Source organism: Pseudomonas sp. Pseu.R1 (assembly GCF_045764065.1).
Classification (GTDB): Bacteria; Pseudomonadota; Gammaproteobacteria; order Pseudomonadales; family Pseudomonadaceae; genus Aquipseudomonas.
In genome coordinates, this window is the sequence record NZ_JBJGEE020000001.1 from 304,249 (window position 1) to 322,347 (window position 18,099).

The 18,099-nt window shown below is 58.6% G+C and carries 22 protein-coding genes and 1 pseudogene; 13 read left to right on the forward strand and 10 right to left on the reverse strand.

Annotation, left to right across the window (positions count from 1 at the left end):
* Positions 1–5 precede the first annotated feature (5 nt).
* The 4 genes from ACI5GA_RS01430 to ACI5GA_RS01445 are packed head-to-tail and all read right to left on the reverse strand — an operon-like array spanning position 6 to position 3,684.
* Complete coding sequence (locus tag ACI5GA_RS01430; protein ID WP_421421298.1) at positions 6–1,205, reverse strand: ABC transporter substrate-binding protein; 1,200 nt, start codon at positions 1,203–1,205, stop codon at positions 6–8.
* Entirely contained in the window at positions 1,162–2,013 is an 852-nt protein-coding gene (locus ACI5GA_RS01435) for an ABC transporter ATP-binding protein (RefSeq protein WP_421421300.1), read from the reverse strand. The genes ACI5GA_RS01430 and ACI5GA_RS01435 overlap by 44 nt, the downstream gene beginning before the upstream one ends.
* Positions 2,010–3,080 (reverse strand): acyl-CoA dehydrogenase family protein, encoded by a 1,071-nt coding sequence (locus ACI5GA_RS01440; RefSeq protein ID WP_404631834.1) that lies wholly within the window; start codon positions 3,078–3,080, stop codon positions 2,010–2,012. The genes ACI5GA_RS01435 and ACI5GA_RS01440 overlap by 4 nt, the downstream gene beginning before the upstream one ends.
* Before the next feature lie 43 nt (positions 3,081–3,123).
* On the reverse strand, positions 3,124–3,684 hold the full coding sequence (locus tag ACI5GA_RS01445; RefSeq protein WP_421421303.1) for a carboxymuconolactone decarboxylase family protein: 561 nt from the start codon (positions 3,682–3,684) through the stop codon (positions 3,124–3,126).
* A 103-nt stretch (positions 3,685–3,787) separates the two neighbouring features.
* Between ACI5GA_RS01445 and ACI5GA_RS01450 the strand changes: the two genes are divergently transcribed.
* On the forward strand, positions 3,788–4,690 hold the full coding sequence (locus ACI5GA_RS01450) for an AraC family transcriptional regulator (protein WP_421421305.1): 903 nt from the start codon (positions 3,788–3,790) through the stop codon (positions 4,688–4,690).
* A 53-nt stretch (positions 4,691–4,743) separates the two neighbouring features.
* Here ACI5GA_RS01450 and ACI5GA_RS01455 read toward each other — a convergent pair whose 3' ends face one another.
* Positions 4,744–5,961 (reverse strand): MFS transporter, encoded by a 1,218-nt coding sequence (locus ACI5GA_RS01455; RefSeq protein WP_421421307.1) that lies wholly within the window; start codon positions 5,959–5,961, stop codon positions 4,744–4,746.
* Positions 5,962–6,060: 99 nt separating this feature from the next.
* On the opposite strand from ACI5GA_RS01455, the gene ACI5GA_RS01460 reads away from it, so the two are divergent.
* Complete coding sequence (locus ACI5GA_RS01460) at positions 6,061–7,002, forward strand: LysR substrate-binding domain-containing protein (protein ID WP_421421308.1); 942 nt, start codon at positions 6,061–6,063, stop codon at positions 7,000–7,002.
* A 74-nt stretch (positions 7,003–7,076) separates the two neighbouring features.
* Here ACI5GA_RS01460 and ACI5GA_RS01465 read toward each other — a convergent pair whose 3' ends face one another.
* Positions 7,077–7,535 (reverse strand): winged helix-turn-helix transcriptional regulator, encoded by a 459-nt coding sequence (locus ACI5GA_RS01465; RefSeq protein WP_421421310.1) that lies wholly within the window; start codon positions 7,533–7,535, stop codon positions 7,077–7,079.
* Between the two features lie 135 nt (positions 7,536–7,670).
* On the opposite strand from ACI5GA_RS01465, the gene ACI5GA_RS01470 reads away from it, so the two are divergent.
* The 3 genes from ACI5GA_RS01470 to ACI5GA_RS01480 all read left to right on the forward strand — a co-directional run bounded on the left by ACI5GA_RS01470 (position 7,671) and on the right by ACI5GA_RS01480 (position 10,621).
* Positions 7,671–8,951 (forward strand): MFS transporter, encoded by a 1,281-nt coding sequence (locus ACI5GA_RS01470; protein WP_421421311.1) that lies wholly within the window; start codon positions 7,671–7,673, stop codon positions 8,949–8,951.
* On the forward strand, positions 8,948–9,844 hold the full coding sequence (locus tag ACI5GA_RS01475; protein ID WP_421421313.1) for an EamA family transporter: 897 nt from the start codon (positions 8,948–8,950) through the stop codon (positions 9,842–9,844). The genes ACI5GA_RS01470 and ACI5GA_RS01475 overlap by 4 nt, the downstream gene beginning before the upstream one ends.
* Positions 9,845–10,321: 477 nt before the next feature.
* Positions 10,322–10,621 carry an RcnB family protein gene (locus tag ACI5GA_RS01480; RefSeq protein ID WP_404631850.1) on the forward strand — a complete coding sequence of 100 codons (300 nt, stop codon included), beginning with the start codon at positions 10,322–10,324 and terminating at the stop codon, positions 10,619–10,621.
* 79 nt (positions 10,622–10,700) lie between these two features.
* On the opposite strand, the pseudogene ACI5GA_RS01485 reads toward ACI5GA_RS01480, so the two are convergent.
* Positions 10,701–10,912 (reverse strand): annotated as a pseudogene (locus ACI5GA_RS01485) (DUF6555 family protein).
* A 97-nt stretch (positions 10,913–11,009) separates the two neighbouring features.
* Between ACI5GA_RS01485 and ACI5GA_RS01490 the strand changes: the two are divergent.
* Positions 11,010–11,528: a DUF4142 domain-containing protein gene (locus ACI5GA_RS01490; protein WP_421421315.1), complete on the forward strand. Its 519-nt coding sequence runs from the start codon at positions 11,010–11,012 to the stop codon at positions 11,526–11,528.
* 63 nt (positions 11,529–11,591) lie between these two features.
* Positions 11,592–11,870 (forward strand): hypothetical protein, encoded by a 279-nt coding sequence (locus ACI5GA_RS01495; RefSeq protein WP_404631854.1) that lies wholly within the window; start codon positions 11,592–11,594, stop codon positions 11,868–11,870.
* A gap of 39 nt (positions 11,871–11,909) precedes the next feature.
* Here the strand turns inward: ACI5GA_RS01495 and ACI5GA_RS01500 are convergent, their stop codons facing one another.
* The gene (locus ACI5GA_RS01500; RefSeq protein ID WP_404631856.1) at positions 11,910–12,170 is read right to left on the reverse strand and encodes a DUF1652 domain-containing protein; all 261 of its coding nucleotides are present in this window, start codon (positions 12,168–12,170) and stop codon (positions 11,910–11,912) included.
* Between the two features lie 111 nt (positions 12,171–12,281).
* Between ACI5GA_RS01500 and ACI5GA_RS01505 the strand changes: the two genes are divergently transcribed.
* The 3 genes from ACI5GA_RS01505 to ACI5GA_RS01515 all read left to right on the forward strand — a co-directional run bounded on the left by ACI5GA_RS01505 (position 12,282) and on the right by ACI5GA_RS01515 (position 15,001).
* Positions 12,282–12,515 (forward strand): hypothetical protein, encoded by a 234-nt coding sequence (locus ACI5GA_RS01505; protein WP_421421317.1) that lies wholly within the window; start codon positions 12,282–12,284, stop codon positions 12,513–12,515.
* A 138-nt stretch (positions 12,516–12,653) separates the two neighbouring features.
* A complete protein-coding gene (locus tag ACI5GA_RS01510) occupies positions 12,654–14,018 on the forward strand; it encodes an iron-containing redox enzyme family protein (RefSeq protein WP_421421319.1) in 1,365 nt (454 codons plus the stop codon).
* Positions 14,015–15,001 carry a methyltransferase gene (locus ACI5GA_RS01515; protein ID WP_421421320.1) on the forward strand — a complete coding sequence of 329 codons (987 nt, stop codon included), beginning with the start codon at positions 14,015–14,017 and terminating at the stop codon, positions 14,999–15,001. Before ACI5GA_RS01510 ends, ACI5GA_RS01515 begins: the two co-directional genes overlap by 4 nt.
* A gap of 273 nt (positions 15,002–15,274) precedes the next feature.
* Here the strand turns inward: ACI5GA_RS01515 and ACI5GA_RS01520 are convergent, their stop codons facing one another.
* On the reverse strand, positions 15,275–15,505 hold the full coding sequence (locus ACI5GA_RS01520) for a hypothetical protein (protein WP_421421322.1): 231 nt from the start codon (positions 15,503–15,505) through the stop codon (positions 15,275–15,277).
* Between the two features lie 271 nt (positions 15,506–15,776).
* On the opposite strand from ACI5GA_RS01520, the gene ACI5GA_RS01525 reads away from it, so the two are divergent.
* The 3 genes from ACI5GA_RS01525 (at position 15,777) to ACI5GA_RS01535 (ending at position 16,930) form a co-directional block, all read left to right on the forward strand.
* Complete coding sequence (locus ACI5GA_RS01525; RefSeq protein ID WP_404631866.1) at positions 15,777–16,031, forward strand: hypothetical protein; 255 nt, start codon at positions 15,777–15,779, stop codon at positions 16,029–16,031.
* Between the two features lie 77 nt (positions 16,032–16,108).
* On the forward strand, positions 16,109–16,327 hold the full coding sequence (locus tag ACI5GA_RS01530) for a hypothetical protein (protein ID WP_404632758.1): 219 nt from the start codon (positions 16,109–16,111) through the stop codon (positions 16,325–16,327).
* Between the two features lie 288 nt (positions 16,328–16,615).
* A complete protein-coding gene (locus ACI5GA_RS01535; protein WP_404631868.1) occupies positions 16,616–16,930 on the forward strand; it encodes a DUF6021 family protein in 315 nt (104 codons plus the stop codon).
* A 31-nt stretch (positions 16,931–16,961) separates the two neighbouring features.
* Here ACI5GA_RS01535 and ACI5GA_RS01540 read toward each other — a convergent pair whose 3' ends face one another.
* On the reverse strand, positions 16,962–17,180 hold the full coding sequence (locus ACI5GA_RS01540; RefSeq protein ID WP_404631870.1) for a hypothetical protein: 219 nt from the start codon (positions 17,178–17,180) through the stop codon (positions 16,962–16,964).
* Between the last annotated feature and the right edge of the window lie 919 nt (positions 17,181–18,099).

An 18,099-nucleotide genomic window follows, 5' to 3' on the forward strand; every position in this document is an offset into this window, starting at 1 on the left:
GCCCGTCACGCGCCGTACTCCTCGGTTCGCTGGAAGCTTTCCGCCAGGCCAAACGTCTTCAGCCCACCGACCGCTGCAATGCTGTTACGCACGAAGCGGTCATCGACCAGATCGCTGGCCACCTGGTGAGGGTCGAGAGCAGCCAGAAAGCCCTTGTCGCCTTCTATCAAGGTGTCTTTCAGGCGCCGCACCAGTTCTTCGGTGTAGCTGGGAAATGGATACGGCTGGAAGTCGATACGGTGCTCGTCCCACTGCGCATGCCGGATCGCACCGCTGGCGAGATAGCCTTGCCGCTCGCTGACAGCGGGCGCCAGCACCCGGTCCAGCACGCTTTGCGCATGAGGCGTATAGCGATTGTCGCCATCGCGAGACAGCAGTTTTGCCGCTTCGGCGCGGTTGTCGCGGGTCCAGACTTGCGCCTTGACGATGGCATTGACCACCTTCTGCGACCACGCTGGACGGTTGTTCAGGTCATGCTCGTGCATGAACACGGTGCAGCAGGCATGGTTACGCCAGACGTCGCCGGTGAAGCGCTGGATCCGCCCGACCTGAAGGTCCTCGGCCAGCGCATTGAACGGCTCGGCAACGATGAACCCGGCGATGCGCTTGCTGGCCAACGCAGGTGGCATGTCCGATGGCGGCAGCACCAGAAGATTGACCTCGTTGCTGGCCAAGGCGGCGTTCGCCGGTTTGCTCACCGGGGTCAGGCCGTTGTCACGCAGCAATTGCTGCACCACCACGTTATGGATCGAATACCAGAACGGAATCGCCACGGATTGCCCGCCCAATTGGCGAACCTCGCTGATCTGCGGGGCCACCGTGAGGCCTGAACCGCCAACGTGGTTCCACGCGACGATCTTCGCGGGCACCTTGCTGCCATAGCGCGCCCAGATGGTCATTGGCGAGAGCAAATGGATGACGTTGACCTGGCCAGAAATGAAGGCCTCGATCACCTGCGCCCAACTGCGCAACAACACGGGGCGCTCGGCCTGAATGCCTTCGGCTTCGAACAGACCGTTGTTGTGCGCCACCAGCAGCGGCGTGGCGTCGGTGATAGGCAGGTAGCCAATGCGCACCGGAGCGTCAGGCTCACTCGCGGCGCGGGCTTGCAGGCTGTCGAGCAGCGGCAAGGCACCGGCTGCGGTCAGCAACGCGCCGAGTTTAAGAAAGTCGCGACGTGTGTGAGTGAAGTCGTCCAGGCACATGGCCATTCTCCGGCGATTCGAGCGTTTCAGGATGGGATTGAGGAGTGCGGCTCGCCCGCCGAAGGGTTTTAAGGATGTCGACACGCAACACGCCCAGTTCCTCGACCCGGTCGGCCCTTGGCCGTGGCAGGTCGATGCGCCACTCCCCCACCGTCCGCGCCGGGGTGTCACCCAGTAACAGGATGCGGTTGGAGAGCAACAAGGCTTCGTCGATGTCATGGGTAATCAGCACCACGGCCGTGCGGTGCCGGGCGGTGACGTCCAACACCAGTTGCTGCATGTCGGCGCGCGTCACTTCGTCCAGTGCGCTGAAAGGTTCGTCGAGCAACAACACGTCCGGATGGCGCGCCAGGCAACGGGCCAGCGCAGTGCGCTGAGCCATGCCCCCGGACAATTGCGCCGGGTGATAGGTACGGGCATGACTCAGGCCGACTTCAGCGATCGCCTGCTCGACCCGCCTCTTTCGCTCTGCCGCCTCCAGCACCGGTTGACTGGCGAAATCGAGGCCAAAGGCGACATTCTTTTCCAGCGTCAGCCAGGGCAACAGGCTGGGATCCTGAAAGGCCACGGCGATACGCGGGTGCGGCCCACTGAGACGTTCGCCACCGACGCTGACGCCGCCTTCACGGGCGCTCTGCAACCCTGCCAGCACCCGCAACAGGCTGGATTTACCAACGCCGCTGGGGCCGAGTATCGACACCACTTCGCCCGCTTCGACGTGCAGGTCAAAACCTTGCAGCACCGTGTGCCAGCCCTGTTCGCCGGGATAGCCCAAACTGATGCCTGACGCTTGCAGTACGCCGCTCATGCTGCGTGATTTCCGGCTTGACGCTGCAACTCGGCCCGCAGTTGCACCAGGCTTGGCGTGACGATGGGCACGAAGGCCGACTCTCGCCAGCGCCGGGCAAAGTCGCTGCCGTATGCACTGAGAAACGCCTTGCCGCCACTGGCCTGCAGTTCCAGTTGCACCGCGTTCGCCACCGAGTCAGCCAGGGCGATGCGCAGGCGGAACAGCTCGGCAGGACGGGCCAGGAAGCGGCCATCGAGCAAACCGGCTTTCACTTCATCGACAGCGGCTTCGAGACGATGACGCTGGGTCTGATACTCATCACTTAACACGGAACGGGTGCCTGCGAGGTGGGTATTGACCTCTTCCAGCGCACGACGCGCCAGCCCGATGGACATGCCGCATTGCAAGCCCAGAAAGGCGGGGCGTACCGCAGGCAGGAACTGCCGGGCATCTTCGTGGAGCAACCAGTCGCGGCTTAGCGCTACATCCGTGAAATCCAGCGCTGCCGTGTTACTCGATTGCAGGCCCATCAGTTGCAGATCGTCCGAACGGCGCACACCCGGGAGGCCCTCAGGGATCGCCAGTACAAACGGAGGCTGGCCCGCCTGTGGCTCGATGGCCGCCGCGACCACGAAACCGCTCTTGCGCAGATTGGTCACCCAGTGCAGACGGCCCTCCAGCGCCCAACCGTCATCGCGATCGGCGGCCCGGACCTGCAGCGTCTCGATACCGGAAAGGAACTTCATTGCGTTGGACAGCCCGGTGGCCCCGGCCAGCCGACCCTGCAGCAAATCCGGTAACAGACGCTCACGCAGACCGGCGTTCGGACTTTGCAGCAGGTATTCAATAAACGCCCGTTGCCCCCAGAAAACAAACGCGGCGGCCAGCGAATGCCGGGCAACTGCCGCCACGGCTTCCACCGCATCAGCAACCGTGCCACCGGCGCCACCTGACTCAGCGGCGACGCCAATGCGCAGGACATCAGCGCCAGCCAGTTGCGTCAACACGTCCTCCGGCTCCTGGGTGCCGAGGTCTAGCGCCTGGGCGCGGGCGTCGAGCCAGTGGCCGAGAGCCGGATCAAACATGGTCTGCTTCCTTGTTCATCTTGGATCGAAAATAGGCGCAGCATCAGCCTGCCAGGCCCTGCCAGCGGTATTTGGCCAGTTCAGGGTTCAGCTCGGTGCGCGCAAAGACGTTGGCGAAATTGCACAACGTCGCCAGGCTGACCCCGAGGATCACTTCCAGCGCGTTACCCTGGGTGTAACCGGCGGCCTGAAAAGCGGCGTAAGTCTCATCGCTGACGTTGCCGCGCGTGGCAATGACTTCACGCGCGAAGGCCGCCACGGCTTCCAGTCTGGCGTCCGGCAACGTATGACCTGCACGCAGCGCATCCACCACGTCCTGAGCAAGACGCGCCTTGTTCAGGCCGACAGCGGTATGCCCGGCGACGCAAAAACCACAGCCATGCTGGGTGGCGGCAATCAATTGCACCACTTCCCTTTCTGCCAGATTTAGCTCAGCCTTGCCGTTCAAGCCGGACACGGTCAGGTAGGTCTCCAGCGCAGCCGGTGCATTGGCCAGTGCGCCGAGCAGATTGGGAATGTAGCCGTTGGCTTTGAGCGCGTTTTCCAAAAACGGCTTGGCGGCCTCAGGGGCACTTTGCGGTGTGTGAACGGTAATGCGTGACATGTAGGAACTCCTCGAAACAGGGCGTCCGACAAGTGTGTTGGTTATAAAAATTTCGATCCATATTCTAAAGTAGCGATTACTTGCTCCAGAGTGTTTCCCTTAGATGAATTCTTCCAGCCCCCTTGTCGATTGGTTATTAGAGAGCCTTGAACTGGACGCCAGCGTGTTCCACGTCGGCCGATACTGCGGTGGCTGGCACGCCACGACACAAGGCCTGGCACGCTCCAGCTTCCATCTGCTGGTGCAGGGCCATTGCTGGCTGCACATCGATGGCCAAGCGCACGGGCTGAGACTGGACAGCGGCGACGCCGTGTTTCTGCTGCGTGATCTGCCTTATCGACTGTCCGGTGAGGAAGATCCCCAGACCGCCGCCTGCCAGCCGCGTGTCGACATGCAGGCGCTGGACAATCGTGCAACGGACGGCGTCGGGCTGGTGTGCGGTTTCTTTCACTTCCGGGCGGGGTTGTCGTCGCTGATCGTCGAGTCGTTGCCGGACGTGATCGTGCTGCGTGCCGACGATCCTTCCTCCAGCGCGGCACGCAGCCTGTTCGAGCTGATCCTGCAAGAATGTCAGCGTGTACCCGGCCCCTCGGCGGCATTGCTGGAGCGCTTGAGTCACCTGCTGTTTCTTTACGTGCTACGCCAGCATGTCAGTGACAACCCCGCTCTCGGCGGACTGGTGGCGCTCGCTCGGCAACCGGTATTCGCGACCTTGCTTGAGCAGCTGATTGCCGAACCGGGGCAGAACTGGACGCTGGAAAGCATGGCGGTGTGCACCGGGCTGTCACGTTCGGCGTTTTTCAAGCGCTTCAATGAAGTCGCCGGGCAATCACCGGGCAATGTGCTGCTGGCCCTGCGCATGCGTCACGCCGCGCAACTGCTCAAGGCCAACAACACCGTGGAGTCGGTGGCCGACAGTGTGGGCTACCAGTCCATCGCCGCCTTTACCCGCGCATTCACCAAAGTGGTCGGGATACAACCGGGCGCTTACCGTAAGCGTCAGTAGGGCACGCCCTTCCTGCTTTAAGTCAGCCCGTTTGCTTCAAGAACAGACGGGGGTCAGCGCGGCTGTTCAAAGAGATCCCGGTGCCTGGCCGCCATGACCGTGACAGGCAGAAACGACACGGCAGCAGTGATCGCAATGACAGTCACCGCAACGGTGATACCGGCATGGTCGCCCACATAGCCGTACAGCACCGGAGCCAGTGCACCGGAGCCAATCGTGCCGGTGTAAAAAATCGAAAAGGCTTTCTCAAGCCCGGGTGCCTCAACCACATCGGTGACGGCACCATAGAGCACCGAAGAGGTGCCGTTCAACACCACGCCGAGCAAAGGCAGGACCAGCATGGCCACTGTCAGCGGCGCGACCAGAACGGCCACAATGAGCACGGCGGTCGCGACCTCCGTCAGCATGATCGTTCTGGCGCTCCCCCAAGAATCGGCCATCCAGCCACAGCAGAACTTGCCGATCGCACCACCAATGAAAACCAGCGTCAGGCTGAGTCCCGTCTGCGTCAGCGAACCGCCATGGACCTTGATGACGAAGGGCAGGAACGTGAGAAACCCCATCCTCACGGCGCTGTCCAGCACTGCAGTGACGAGCAATGCCCGGAATCCGAGTGGGTTACCGCGCCCTTCGCCAGTGCTGGAAATCTTTTGACTCGTCGCATGCTCAGCCAGGGTGCCGGTGTTTTTCAGCAGTGCTCCGATGCCCCATGCCGCACACAGTCCGACGCCCGCGTACACCATCACCACATCGCGGTAGGCACCATAAGCCAACAGTGCCGCCGCCGAGGCAGGCAGCAATGACTTACCGACATCGCCAGCAAAGTTGTAGAGACCCAAAGGCCGCTTGGCGGCCTTGCCGTAAGCACGCGACACCAGGCCCGATGCAATGGGATGCTGAACACTTGCGCCGACCCCGGCGACCACCAACGCCGCACCCAGCGCAATTCCGCTACCTGCCAGGCCCGCCAACAACCAGCCCAGCGCGGTGATGACCGTTGACAGGACAAGCAGCTTCGCCGGTCGAATCCTCGCAGACAACGACGCGGCGGGTATTTGCAATACCGCCAACGTCAATGCGTAGGCACTTCTGAGCACGCTCAAGCCTACGTAACCGAGCATGAACATGTCCTGCCAGACTGGCAGGAACACGTACACCAAGTCGCTCAGCCCGTCATGCGTTGCGTGCGCGGTGCATGCCGCGATGAGCGTACTTTTACGTGTGGTTGGTTTAGTATCCGACGAATCAGGCGCTGGGACTAAAGAGGTCATGGTCGACAATCGCGGCAGAGAAAGCTCATTGTGTCCCGGCCAAAGGAACCGTGGTTAATGAAAGGATTTAATGCCCTATGAATGTGCTTCAGAGCCTCGATGATGGCCGCTAGAAAGTTTCCCTCGATGGCCGCGCTCAGGGGGTTTGAAGCTTGCGCCCGCTACCTCAACTTCTCGCAAGCGGCGCTGGAACTGCATGTCACGCAAAGTGCAATCAGCCATCAAATCAGGCAACTGGAAGAGCTGCTGGAAACCGAGCTTTTTGCCCGGACTGCCGGGGCGATGATGCTGACCCAGGCTGGCGTTGAGCTGCTGCCCATCGTCCGCCGGTTTTTAAAAGATTTCTCAGCGCTGGCCACACGCTTCGACAGAGACGTTCAGGGGCCCGTTTCGATCGAACTGTTCGTTCATGATTCCTTTGCCAACACCTGGCTGATTCCTCGGCTTTCGGCCTTCTATGCCAAACACCCGGGTATCCGCATTCTGCTCAATACCGAGGACTTTTCCAGGTTCGACAATGCAAGCGGACAAGCCGCCATACGCCTTGAGGCGCGAGAGGCGTCCTGGCCGGGGTTGTATTCGGAATTCATCCTGGCCGAACGCATCTTTCCTGTTTGCAGCCCTGCCCTCGTCCAGCGGTTGGGATCTCCTGAAACCGCGGCGGACGTTCTCGATTTTCCCGTCATCCTGCGCGCCAGGAGCATGGCCAATGGCGAGCAAATCTCGACGCCCTCCTGGGACTACTGGCTTCAGAAGCACGGGCTGACACGCTCCTCGCTCAATTGCGCACTGGTCGTGCCGCATTCCAACATGGCCGTTTCTGCGGCCATACGGGGCTTGGGAGTGGCCATGGCCCGGACCTCGCACATCTCGGATGAACTGCACACGGGAGCGCTGCAGAAGTTACTCGATGAGGAAATGGACAGTGACACCGGCTATCACTTTCTGTGTTCTCCGGGGAGACAGAACTCGCCAGAGATTCGCGCGATCCTCGACTGGTTGAAATCCGAATGCGGGGATCAGTCGCCTGTTGGGGCTTGATGCAATCGTCTTCAGAGCGTCGGTAAACCCAGCGCTGCGCGGACACGGCATCTTCGCCCGGTGTGCAACCCCGGTCAGTCCCCTCCAGCGACAACCCTGATCCGATGACAATCAGACGGCCCCAGTGGCTCGCCGCTGGCTGAACGGACCACCAGTGGCATCACCGGCTGGCCGGATGCAGTGTCCAACAACAGCGAGCGCGTCTCATGAGGTTCAAACTCAAAACGCTCGCCCCACTGCCGCAGGCTGACCACAATCGGAAAAATCGCTCGCCCTTTGTCTGTCAGCACGTATTCCTTGTAAGCACTGCCGTCCGAAGCCGGGCAGATGTCGAACACGCCGATCTCGACCAGCGCTTTGAGCCGTGACGCCAGAATGTTCCTGGCGACCCCCAAGCTCTTCTGAAATTCACTGAAACGGCGGATATCGTCGAACGCGTCGCGAATGATCATCAACGACCAGCGATCACCAATCGCCTCAAGCGATCTGGCGACCGGGCATTCCCGAGCGTCGTGCAAAAAGGTGTCAGCCATTTTTCTACCTTTCCAATCATGGGGCTGTGTGGAAGCGACTTGACCCGTACAAATCCGGTTGTAATTTGAAACAAGATCAAGCAAAAATCCAGTCAGGTTTCGATTTGCAACCAGATTACCTGCATGGAAGACGTTATGACAGCAGCGTTCAAATCACCCTCGGGTCACCCGCCAAAACCCGGCTCAACGGGGCTGCCTCGTGGCGAAAATCCGGATGCCGACACACCGCCCACCGGTCTTGGCGCGTCACTTAGCCTGTTGCTGTCCGTGACCTGCGGACTGGCCGTCGCCAACGTCTACTTCGCTCAGCCGCTGCTCGATTCCATGGCTGAAAGTCTGGGCGTCGCGTCGGGGCTGATCGGCATCGTGGTCACCATGACTCACGTCGGCTACGCGCTGGGGTTGCTGTTTCTCGTTCCACTGGGCGACCTGATTAATCGCAAACGGCTGGTGCTGACTCAGACCGGAATCTGCGCCCTGGCACTTGCGGGCGTCGGCGCGTCACAGGCATGGCCAGTCCTTTTGGGCGCCATGGTCATCGTCGGCCTGATGGCCGTGGTTGTTCAGGTGCTGGTTGCCTACACGGCAGTGCTGGCGCCACCCTCACAGCGCGGACAGGCCGTCGGCACCGTGACCAGCGGCATTGTGCTGGGGATTCTGCTGGCACGTTTCACGTCCGGGCTGATCGCTGATATGGCCGATTGGCGAGCGGTGTATTTCGCTTCTTCGGGGCTGATGCTGACCCTTACTGCAGTGTTGTTCAAATGCGTGCCCGATGCCCCGCCTTTGCGAACCGGCGGCACGTATGCGGGGCTGATCCGTTCACTGTTCACATTGCTGCTGAGTGAGCCGGTATTGCAACTCCGGGGGTTGCTGGCCCTGCTCATCTTCGCTGCATTTTCCGTGTTGTGGACGGCGATGGTATTGCCGCTGAGCGCACCGCCGCTCTCGTTGTCTCACACGGCCATCGGCTTGTTCGGCCTGGCAGGTGTGGCCGGTGCGCTGGCTGCGAAAAGAGCCGGTCGCTGGGCCGACCAAGGTCTCGGCCAGCGAGTCAGCGGCATCGCTCTGGGCCTGTTGACGCTGTCATGGCTGTCCATCGGCTTCGCCCAGACCTCACTGCTCGCCCTTGCCTGCGGCGTGATTGTGCTCGACTTCGCTGTTCAGGCCGTTCACGTCACCAATCAAAGCCTGATCTTTGCCGCACGGCCGGACGCCCAAAGCCGCATGGTCGGCGCCTACATGTTGTTCTACTCCATTGGGAGCGCCCTTGGCGCTGCGGCTGCAACCCAGACCTACGAACGCTACGGATGGCCTGCCGTCAGCCTGCTGGGCGCGTCGATCAGCGCCACCGCTTTGCTCCTGTGGTTTGTCACCGCCCGTTACTCAACCTCCCGTCAAGGAAGATCCCTATGAAACTCAGACACCTGCTGCTTGCCATCTCGATCACTGCGATATGGGGCGTGAACTTCTCGGTCATCAAACTGGGACTTGCCACCGTCGACCCGTTCATCCTGGCCGGCATGCGGTTCACCCTGTGCGCCCTCCCCGCGATATTTTTCATACCCAAACCGGATGTCCCATTGCGCTACCTCGCTGGGTATGGTCTGGTCTTTGGCGTCGGTTTGTGGGGCGTGGTCAACTTGGGCATCCAGTCGGGGCTGTCGGCGGGCATCGCGTCGCTGGTGCTGCAATTCAGCGCGTTCTTTACCATCCTGCTGGGCGCCCGCGTCTTCAAAGAAAAAGTGTCCCGTTATCAGATCGCTGGAATGGCCATCGCCTTCTGCGGTTTGCTCAGCATCATTGCTATCGTCGACGGGAGCGTGACATCGAGCGGCCTGGCGCTGGTATTGATGGGGGCGCTGGCGTGGAGCGTGGCGAACGTGATCAACAAGAAGGCCAAGACCCCGCACGTGTTTGCCTTTCTGGTGTGGTCCAGCGCGTTTTCACCCATTGCGCTGTTTGCCCTCGATTTCGCGGTGAACGGCACAACCGGGTATCAAACGCTGATCACTCAGATGGACGATCGCGCTGTGCTGTCGATCCTGTTTCAGGTTTACCCCAACACCTTGTTCGGCTACTGGGTGTGGAATTCCCTGATGAAACGCTATCCGGTCTCCACGATTGCGCCGCTATCGCTGCTGGTGCCGGTGTTCGGCCTGCTCGGCTCCGTGATCATCTTCAACGAGAACCTGTCACTCAACAAAATCGTCGCCGTGGTGCTCATCGTGACAGGCCTGGGTGTGGGGCTGTACGGGCAACGGCTCATGAGCGCACTGATCAACCGACCGATACAGCCACAGCGCTGACGTGTCAGGTGTTGAGTCTCGATTGTTCATACAAGAGGTGGGCAAGCCTGCTTTGCCAGCGTTCCATCTTTGTAGGCACGCCGCCAGTACGCACGTTTAACTTGCGTAACTCTGCCACTCCGATGCTCCAGTGATCTATCACTCGGAACGATACTGGGCTGAGGAACTCATCTTAAGGGACGGATTTAAAATCGGGCCTCTCACGGCCCGTCCGGATTTTTCCGGATTTGATAAGGCGGAGCACACACCATGCAAACCTTGGATGACCTTAAAAACTCCCGAGCTGTTGCCAGTTTCATTTCTCGCCCGAGGCTGATGCTGGGAATGGTGATCTTCTGTGCCGGGGTGACCCTGCTGACGGTCGAAGCCGCCTCAACTTTGTACCGATGATCATTGCCGTGTCCCCACATCAAGTGCGGTGACCACAGGCATTCACCACTCAACATCCTCCGGATGTTGCCACCGAAGGAATGACCTATGCAGTCCAGACAACCCATCGTTGCTTTAGCCATGGCTCTGCTATGCGCAGTCTCAACCGTCTCTTATGCGGCAGATGATCCCAGCGTTACGCTGGATCGCCCTGGTACCGGGGACAGGGAATACAAAGTGGGTGATCCTGTCCCCGATGAATATCAACGTGAAAGCATGGAGGTCAAAGACTGGAAAAGCCGCCACTTGAAGGCGCCGACTGAGCACGAGCAATGGGTGCAAATAAAAGGCAAATACGCCTTGATCAGCGTGCCTACGGGCACCATCAAGGAGATGGTCGACAAATAGTCCGCAGGAGGCCACAACCTCCTCAGCTACCGTTGAGAAGCATGTTCGACAGATGGGCTTAGCCCTGACAGTCGCGGCGTCACCCCAGCTTCCACTCTACATCGGTGACGCCGAGCTTCTCCGCTTGGGGTTGACTCAGCTTTTTGATGGGTCAGTTCGATACTTAGGGAGCTGGCCGATCCCAGCGTTCACGGTCGCCCAGTGCCACGTTTGCGCGTTATTCATATCAGTTGCCCGAATGTAGAACGTCTTGTAGGCACCGTTCAGTAGGTAGTCGATCCGAAAGTGAATACTTCCGCTCGGCAAATACTGGGAACGATGCGTCCATTGCACCGCTCCCTACTCCATGGACAGCCGTTGTCCATCAAGGAATGAAGAGGAATTCAGCATGTTCAATCCAATAAAAAGATCCGTTCCAGCGTTCGCCCTCATCGCTGCGTTGGGTACTCCCCTGGCCTACGCAGCTCAGGACGATGATTTCGTAGAAGACGCCTCTGCCAAAGGCGTGGCGGAAGTGGAAGCCGGGAAGCTGGCCCAGGAAAAGGGTACAGCCGCCGACGTGAAAAGCTTTGCTGACATGATGGTCCAAGACCACACTGCCGCCAACGCCAAACTCAAGTCGATTGCCGATGCGAAAAATCTTGAGGTATCTGACAGTGCTGAGCTGGTCGACAAAGCGAAGGCGATGATTCTTGAACTCAGAGGCGCCAAGTCGTTCGATCAGGCGTACGCCAACAATCAGGTCAAGGCTCACGAAGCGACCATTGAGCTGTTCGAGAAAGAGGTATCCGACGGCAAGGATGCGGAACTCAAAGCTTTCGCATCCGACACCCTGCCAAAACTGAAGACCCACCTGGAGCATGCAAAGGCGCTAGCGAAAGCCCATGGCGGTGATGCCGCGAACTGACACCACCTGCGCCGCGCTTCTCAACGGCGGCGCATTTCACCACGCGCAGAAAAGGATTTCGTTATGGTCATCTCTTACGACGGTATCGCTTCGCTGTGTGTTTCTGCTGGCAAAGACCCATTGCATACGCGTCGCCTGCACACCATCGCTTTCATCAAGCTCAGGAGTGAATATCCGAAAGGGCTAGGCTTGGTGGACTTCGTGGGTCATTTGAATCGTCCCACGGGTTTCAAACACGTGCAGATTTGCACCTCAGGAGGGCCATCGCTTTCAGGAGAAATCATTGATTATCTAGAGCATGGGAACGGGGGCTGGATCAGGTTCGAGGTAGGTGGATCATGACCTGTTGCTTTCCACCTACTGGAGCGATAAAGCGGCTGATCACGCAATTTTAGGAGGCAGTTGTTTCTTGGTGTGGGGCATGGCGGCAAACTCGGCTCGAAGCTCTCCTATCAATTCCGAGATGGCCCGACTGGTGCCCAACGTCGCGATATCAATCCCACCTACCGCTAAATTGGCACCCGTGGCTCGGTCGATGATTTCGATGGTTAACTCATTGGCCGAAGGTGACGTGCATCGACATTCGAGAGGCAAAAATCCTGACTCGATGATGTGGCGTAACTCAAGCAGAGAAATAGACATGGTGTTTTCCTTTTTTTGTGTGTGCGGTCGACTCCGAGACAATTGTGTTAATTCAATCTTTCGGCCTGAAGGCGGCGACAGAAACGTTCCCATCACCTGTCAGGAGGGCATATGAACCATTCCCATCCCAACGCTGAAGCAGAGGTGGCAGGGCACTTGCTCAGACTGCGTAGCGCTATTCAAGCTTTCGCTGAACGACACACCTCTGAACGCCATGAGCTTTCCGGCCATCAGACGGTGGATTCACGGCAAAGCCTGCTGCTCAGCTTCGAACGGCTGGAGGCCTGCGTCGACGAAATGCAGCAGATCCTCGCAACCATCGTGGAAGCCACACACCCCGGATGACCCAGGCACCAGGAATACTGACTCCGCCCTTCCGGTCACGTCCGCGGTGTCATCTGTCCACGCCGATCAAACTTCGTTGAATTAATCCTCCAAGCCTTTCTCTCACCTACATACCAAGAAAACTGTGTAGGCCTACTTATGACTTCTCTGCGAAGTGTCGCCGACCGCCTGATCTCGAAACCGACGCAAACATCAGACGCGGTCTCCATCTATCACGCCCTCTTGAACCGGCCTCAGGACGTTGCCTTCCCAGTGATTCGGGAATTTCTGAACGCTCAGCTGACGCTCGCCCAACAGCACACTGACGCCGTAGCGCTTCCTGACGACCCCAGCAATTGGACAGCGTGGATCGAGGGCAACGCAAGACAGGTGGCAAGCGCCTATCGCGACTATCTGGAAAGTCGACACGACGGGCATGGAAGAGAATTCTTTATCAACAAAGCCCACGCTCTGTACTTCCTGCAGCACGTGGCACCGACCAAACTGGTCGACGGCGCATGGCTATATGGCGCAGTGAATCATGCGGGTGACTGGCGATATCACCCTCTGATTCGCACGTATCTGGAAGAACTAGGCGATGGCGATCCAGCCATGAATCACGTCGTGCTCTACCGCAAACTGCTGGCAGATCATGATTGCGCGCCGCGTGAAGTGCTTGATCAGGCGTACTACGTACAAGGCGCCATCCAACTGGCATTGGGGCATGCAGGCCACGCGTATCTGCCTGAGGTGCTGGGCTACAACCTGGGTTATGAGCAACTGCCGCTGCATCTCTTGATTACCGCATTCGAGCTTAACGAACTGGGCATCGACCCCTACTATTTCACCCTCCACGTCACCATCGACAACGCCAGCACGGGCCACGCCTACAAGGCCGTGCAAGCCGTACTCGATCTCTTGCCCACCGATGACTCGCGAGAGGAATTCATCGCACGGATGCGCACGGGGTATCTCCTCAACGAGCTGGGCAAAGGCACCCAGGCTGTGATTTCGAGCTTCGATCTTGAGCAGGAAGTCGTCGCGATGCTGGAACGCAAATGCGCATTCGGACAGCACATGCATTCTGACTATTGCCGCCTCGATGGCATGACGGTCAATGAATGGCTTTCTGAGCCCGGGCGTTGCCGAGCCTTTCTTGCCGCTCTCGAAAACAAGGGGTGGATCAAACGACATCAAGATCCGGCTGATAGCCGTTTCTGGCAACTGTGCAATGGCCCGGGTGCAGCGATGTTCGGGGTGTTCAGCGGCTATGAAATGCAGCTGCTGTGGGACTGGATTGCCGGGAGTTGGCGGGCAGAACACCTCTTGAAAAAAACCAGCCCATTTCGCGCGCAATTCCGTCGTCGAGCACCTTGTGTTGAGCGCCCATCAACAGCCTCAGGGTGTTTTTCTATTGAGCACCTGACCCCCCTCCTGTCTCCGTCCATGCATTCCACCCCAGACGGCCTGGATGCTACCCGTGTGTTTTCCCGCCAACTTGCCGAAGGATCTTCAATCCGATGAGCCAAGCTACTGTCCATTCCCAGCCCCTCGATGTGATCAACCCCGAAGATCAAACCCATGATCTGGCGCTGCTGCAGTTGGGACGGCGTCTTCTGGCAGACGACTATCGATTCATTACCGTTACCCCACTCACTCACCAGCGCAATAACAGCCGTGCCGAGAATCATCAGGCACGCGACCTCAGAGACATTTTCGGTTGGAACAGACCCTTTGCTTCTGAGCTACTCCCCGAGGCAGAACTCGAGGCCCTGCTCAGCCGGGGCATCCTGCGCGCCCATGCCGGCCTGTGGATCAGCGAAGTACGTTGGGCGAGCCTGCACGATCATCTGTTCGTGCACTCCGCTTTCCCCACCGTCTCGAACGACTCAGTGTTCTTCGGCCCTGACACCTACCGGTTTGCACAGGCCATCGAGGAGCACCTGCGCACCTCGACGCATCCCATCCGGACGGCAGTCGACATAGGCTGTGGAAGTGGAGCGGGCGCCATCCTGATCGCCAAGGCCAGGCACGACGCCCAAGTACTGGCGCTAGACATCAACCCCACGGCGCTGAGGTTTACAGCCGTGAACGCCGCGCTGGCTGAGACCGATAATGTCTCTGCATGGCACAGCGATCTACTCGACAGCGCCTCTGGCGATTTCGATCTGATCGTCGCTAACCCGCCCTACATGCAGGACAGCCGGAAACGCGCCTACCGCCACGGCGGGGACCGCCTGGGTTCGGAGTTGTCTGTACGTATTGTGGATCAAGCCATGAGCCGCCTGACGATAGGCGGCAGCCTCGTACTCTACACCGGCTCACCTTGGGTTGACGGGATGGATCTGTTTTTGAAACACGCCCGACCACTGGTGGACAAGCCAGGCTATAGCTGGTCGTATCGCGAGGTCGATCCTGATGTCTTTGGAGAAGAACTTGAGACCGACATTTACTCACGCGCGGAACGAATTGCGGCGGTGGTACTGACCGTGACCAGGCTCTCATGAGGCCAGTGATCGCCCAGCGCTCAGCGGTCGATGTCCAGGCGGGTTCTCATGCGGTCACGTTCGGATCGCTGAAGGATCGACTGGACTTCAATCGAAAGGAAATTCAGTACGACTTGCCCATCAAAAAGCTTGCGATGAACCACTTGAACAACGCGCGTTCATCCGCTTTTCCCAAGTCAATGTCGAGGTCTGTAGCGCTGATCTTCTTACCCATGGCTCACCTCGTTCTGGCCTCCGGTTGGCCAGCTGCTGCTCATCCTGATCTGCGCCACTTCAGCGCTGAGGCGGATGCTCTTGCGACACGGAATCATTGGCCTCGACATCCGACATATCCTCATCCACCAAGATGTCACCATCCAGGATTGGCGCGGGCTTGCTGTTGTTCGTTTGCTCTTGAGCGTCGTCCTGATTCTGGTCGGGCATGCCGTCTGGACTTTCGGGTTCCAGTGGCTGGATTGGATCATTAGCATCTTTATCATCACCGGGTATTGCGGAACTGTTCATAAGCACCTCGCTTGATCACAAGAGATTCGCGATCTCCTGATTTCGAGATCGGGGCCTGCCCCAGCGTTCGATGAAGTTCTCGAATGGTCGTGCTGAGACGATAAAGTGCGAACTCTGCGGATGACGAACCCTCACATGAACAGGTTCGGACTATTCGTAGGTACACAAAGGTGCAGGATCTAAAGATCGCCACGTTCAACGTCAATGGCACCGGCGGATTAGTCTCAAATAGCGGAATGACATAGGGTTGCCTCAGAACGTAGGGAGCGACATGGACTGGGTTCAATGGCCGGCGATGCTGGCGATCGTCTTGGCCTCTTGGCTGGTCGGATCGAAGCGAGCCGAGAGACGGACTACGGCTTTCGCCATATTCATTATTGGAAACCTGCTGTGGGTTGCTTGGGGGTTCTATATCGAAGCCTACGCCCTCGCGCTGCTGGACATCACGCTCTGCGGGATGAATGTCAGAGGTTTTCTAAAGAACAGAGCCGCAACTCGAATGGACGCATACGGCGCAGGTAAGTAGCCGATGAGCATCGCCTGTCAACTTATTTTAAGGAGATCGATCATTTGAACGATTTGGACTGGCTGCAATGGCCAGCGATGGTTGTGACCGTAATAGCCGCGTGGCTCATAGGCTCGCAGCAACCTCGTCGACGCATGATGGGATTCTGGGCCTTTATCGCCAGTAATGTTTTGTGGATTCTTTGGGGCTGGCCTGTCCACGCCTACGCGTTGATCATTCTGCAAATCGCTTTATTCGCCCTGAACCTCCGTGGTTTCACAAAAAACCTGCGCCATCATCAATCTCGCGAACCTTGATTCACGGTGGATAGTCCTTCAGTGCCCATTGGAAGTTGGCGGACTCATCAGATTGTCCGTTGACGGTCGCACCTTGCTCAAGCAGGACGGAGCATCTTGAGTCGCGTATCCATGCGGATAAGGAAGCCGATATCTCCCAGAAAGTTACACTGAGTTTGAACGCATTCCGGCGGTACTGAGCCGCTCGACACAAACCTGCTCCGCCCGTCGCTCTTGGTGCACTTATAACGTCTGCGACCTCTCTGAACTTCATGCGCGGATGAACTGCGTTCAGAGAGGAGAATTGCCATGTCAATCGATAACAACGGACCGGAGGCTGCTTATCCCGGGCCGACTCAAGGGGTCTCCAGTACCGGAGAAGGTCATGATTCAGGCCTCGAAAAAACCGCTTCGGAGCCCAAACAAGGTACGGAAGAACGACCAGAGGACTGGAATCCCCCACCGGTTAATCCCGGCTCGGATCCTGATGCTCAGACTGATGATAAAACCGGTAAATCCAGTGATGAGGAAGAATTAGGCTTCGACCCCGACTCACCTGATGTGTCTGATCCTCAAGTTGACCCGCTGCACCCGGCTCGCACCAGTAACGACCCTGCACCTTAAGGCGTTACAGCCTTTGCCCCTGGCGTCAGCCTCAGTTGCCGTAGGGCACTGAGGCTGTTGCAGCGGCCCCGTCAACGGTATCGGTTTCGGGATCCGCGACCGCCGACTTTAACAATCGGTAGTAGTGCATATGAAAACGTGACTCGTCATCTCGTCCATCCAGTTGTGCGCGCAGCGCGCTATCCAAGTGCCACTCTCGGATACGACGCAAACTTTCGAGTTGACGCGGGGATCGAGTATTGCTGGTCATCAGGCTCTCCTTGCCGTTCGTCGATAGACTTACACATGAGGCAGAGCCTGCCGGCAAAGGTTCGGTGAATTTCGATCCGCCACCCAAACCACCGACAGAAGGGGTTTTCGACACGTCTCGAGGCTTGTCTGGACTAACGGCACAGTGAACTTCTCCCAGTCGAAACCGCACAACTGCCACTGGACTCGCTTAGCCGCCTTGTGCCCTCGGTTCCTTATGCCGTTGCGGGAGAATCCAACAATGAATTCACTGGATTGGATACAGTGGCCCGTAATGAATCATCCATGACCTATGATCAGGGTACAGTCACTGCGCCCCTGCCGTGTCGAGGCCTCGCGCTATACCACCAGGGACTCTATATCGCCAGGAACTATAGCACCTGGACAAATTCCCGAAGTCCCCCGCCTGTCAAAGCCCTATTCTCGGCAACAACTGCTGGAACTCGTGGATGCGGTAGCCAGAGGCTCAACGGGCCCGGTTGCTCAAGGCGACCGGGCCTGAAGGGTCGACAACTTTTCAAATTTCCCCTGGATGCTCAGGCGTCAATGAGTTGTTTCGCTCCACCTTCGTAGCGCCCTCCTCCTCTACCGGGGCCTCATCGTCAGATGGCAGAGGAATGTGATCATCCTCGGCCCCCGGTTCACTGCTCGCTGGTGGCGTCGGGATCACGTCCGGCCTGCCCGGTTCCAGGGGCTGAATCGAATCGACGGCGTTTTCGGTGCCGCTAGGAATGCCTGCTGAGCTATTCATACTCACCTCGCATGGCCACGGAAAGGCCGCGACCTACCGATTTCGAATCGCAGCCAGTGGCTTGGTTCGATGAATTTCGCCAGTGGTACGCGAACGTCTGGCAGATCCAGTCACGTCGCCTTTATGCCCGATGGGCAAATTGTTCGAACTTCCTGGCAGCGGCAATGCC

Bases quoted from the DNA above. Each gene is read 5' to 3' on its own strand.
- ACI5GA_RS01430 (WP_421421298.1), bottom strand. From the start codon at position 1,205: ATGTGCCTGGACGACTTCACTCACACACGTCGCGACTTTCTTAAACTC.
- ACI5GA_RS01435 (WP_421421300.1), bottom strand. From the start codon at position 2,013: ATGAGCGGCGTACTGCAAGCGTCAGGCATCAGTTTGGGCTATCCCGGC.
- ACI5GA_RS01440 (WP_404631834.1), bottom strand. From the start codon at position 3,080: ATGTTTGATCCGGCTCTCGGCCACTGGCTCGACGCCCGCGCCCAGGCG.
- ACI5GA_RS01445 (WP_421421303.1), bottom strand. From the start codon at position 3,684: ATGTCACGCATTACCGTTCACACACCGCAAAGTGCCCCTGAGGCCGCC.
- ACI5GA_RS01450 (WP_421421305.1), top strand. From the start codon at position 3,788: ATGAATTCTTCCAGCCCCCTTGTCGATTGGTTATTAGAGAGCCTTGAA.
- ACI5GA_RS01455 (WP_421421307.1), bottom strand. From the start codon at position 5,961: ATGACCTCTTTAGTCCCAGCGCCTGATTCGTCGGATACTAAACCAACC.
- ACI5GA_RS01460 (WP_421421308.1), top strand. From the start codon at position 6,061: ATGATGGCCGCTAGAAAGTTTCCCTCGATGGCCGCGCTCAGGGGGTTT.
- ACI5GA_RS01465 (WP_421421310.1), bottom strand. From the start codon at position 7,535: ATGGCTGACACCTTTTTGCACGACGCTCGGGAATGCCCGGTCGCCAGA.
- ACI5GA_RS01470 (WP_421421311.1), top strand. From the start codon at position 7,671: ATGACAGCAGCGTTCAAATCACCCTCGGGTCACCCGCCAAAACCCGGC.
- ACI5GA_RS01475 (WP_421421313.1), top strand. From the start codon at position 8,948: ATGAAACTCAGACACCTGCTGCTTGCCATCTCGATCACTGCGATATGG.
- ACI5GA_RS01480 (WP_404631850.1), top strand. From the start codon at position 10,322: ATGCAGTCCAGACAACCCATCGTTGCTTTAGCCATGGCTCTGCTATGC.
- ACI5GA_RS01490 (WP_421421315.1), top strand. From the start codon at position 11,010: ATGTTCAATCCAATAAAAAGATCCGTTCCAGCGTTCGCCCTCATCGCT.
- ACI5GA_RS01495 (WP_404631854.1), top strand. From the start codon at position 11,592: ATGGTCATCTCTTACGACGGTATCGCTTCGCTGTGTGTTTCTGCTGGC.
- ACI5GA_RS01500 (WP_404631856.1), bottom strand. From the start codon at position 12,170: ATGTCTATTTCTCTGCTTGAGTTACGCCACATCATCGAGTCAGGATTT.
- ACI5GA_RS01505 (WP_421421317.1), top strand. From the start codon at position 12,282: ATGAACCATTCCCATCCCAACGCTGAAGCAGAGGTGGCAGGGCACTTG.
- ACI5GA_RS01510 (WP_421421319.1), top strand. From the start codon at position 12,654: ATGACTTCTCTGCGAAGTGTCGCCGACCGCCTGATCTCGAAACCGACG.
- ACI5GA_RS01515 (WP_421421320.1), top strand. From the start codon at position 14,015: ATGAGCCAAGCTACTGTCCATTCCCAGCCCCTCGATGTGATCAACCCC.
- ACI5GA_RS01520 (WP_421421322.1), bottom strand. From the start codon at position 15,505: ATGAACAGTTCCGCAATACCCGGTGATGATAAAGATGCTAATGATCCA.
- ACI5GA_RS01525 (WP_404631866.1), top strand. From the start codon at position 15,777: ATGGACTGGGTTCAATGGCCGGCGATGCTGGCGATCGTCTTGGCCTCT.
- ACI5GA_RS01530 (WP_404632758.1), top strand. From the start codon at position 16,109: ATGGTTGTGACCGTAATAGCCGCGTGGCTCATAGGCTCGCAGCAACCT.
- ACI5GA_RS01535 (WP_404631868.1), top strand. From the start codon at position 16,616: ATGTCAATCGATAACAACGGACCGGAGGCTGCTTATCCCGGGCCGACT.
- ACI5GA_RS01540 (WP_404631870.1), bottom strand. From the start codon at position 17,180: ATGACCAGCAATACTCGATCCCCGCGTCAACTCGAAAGTTTGCGTCGT.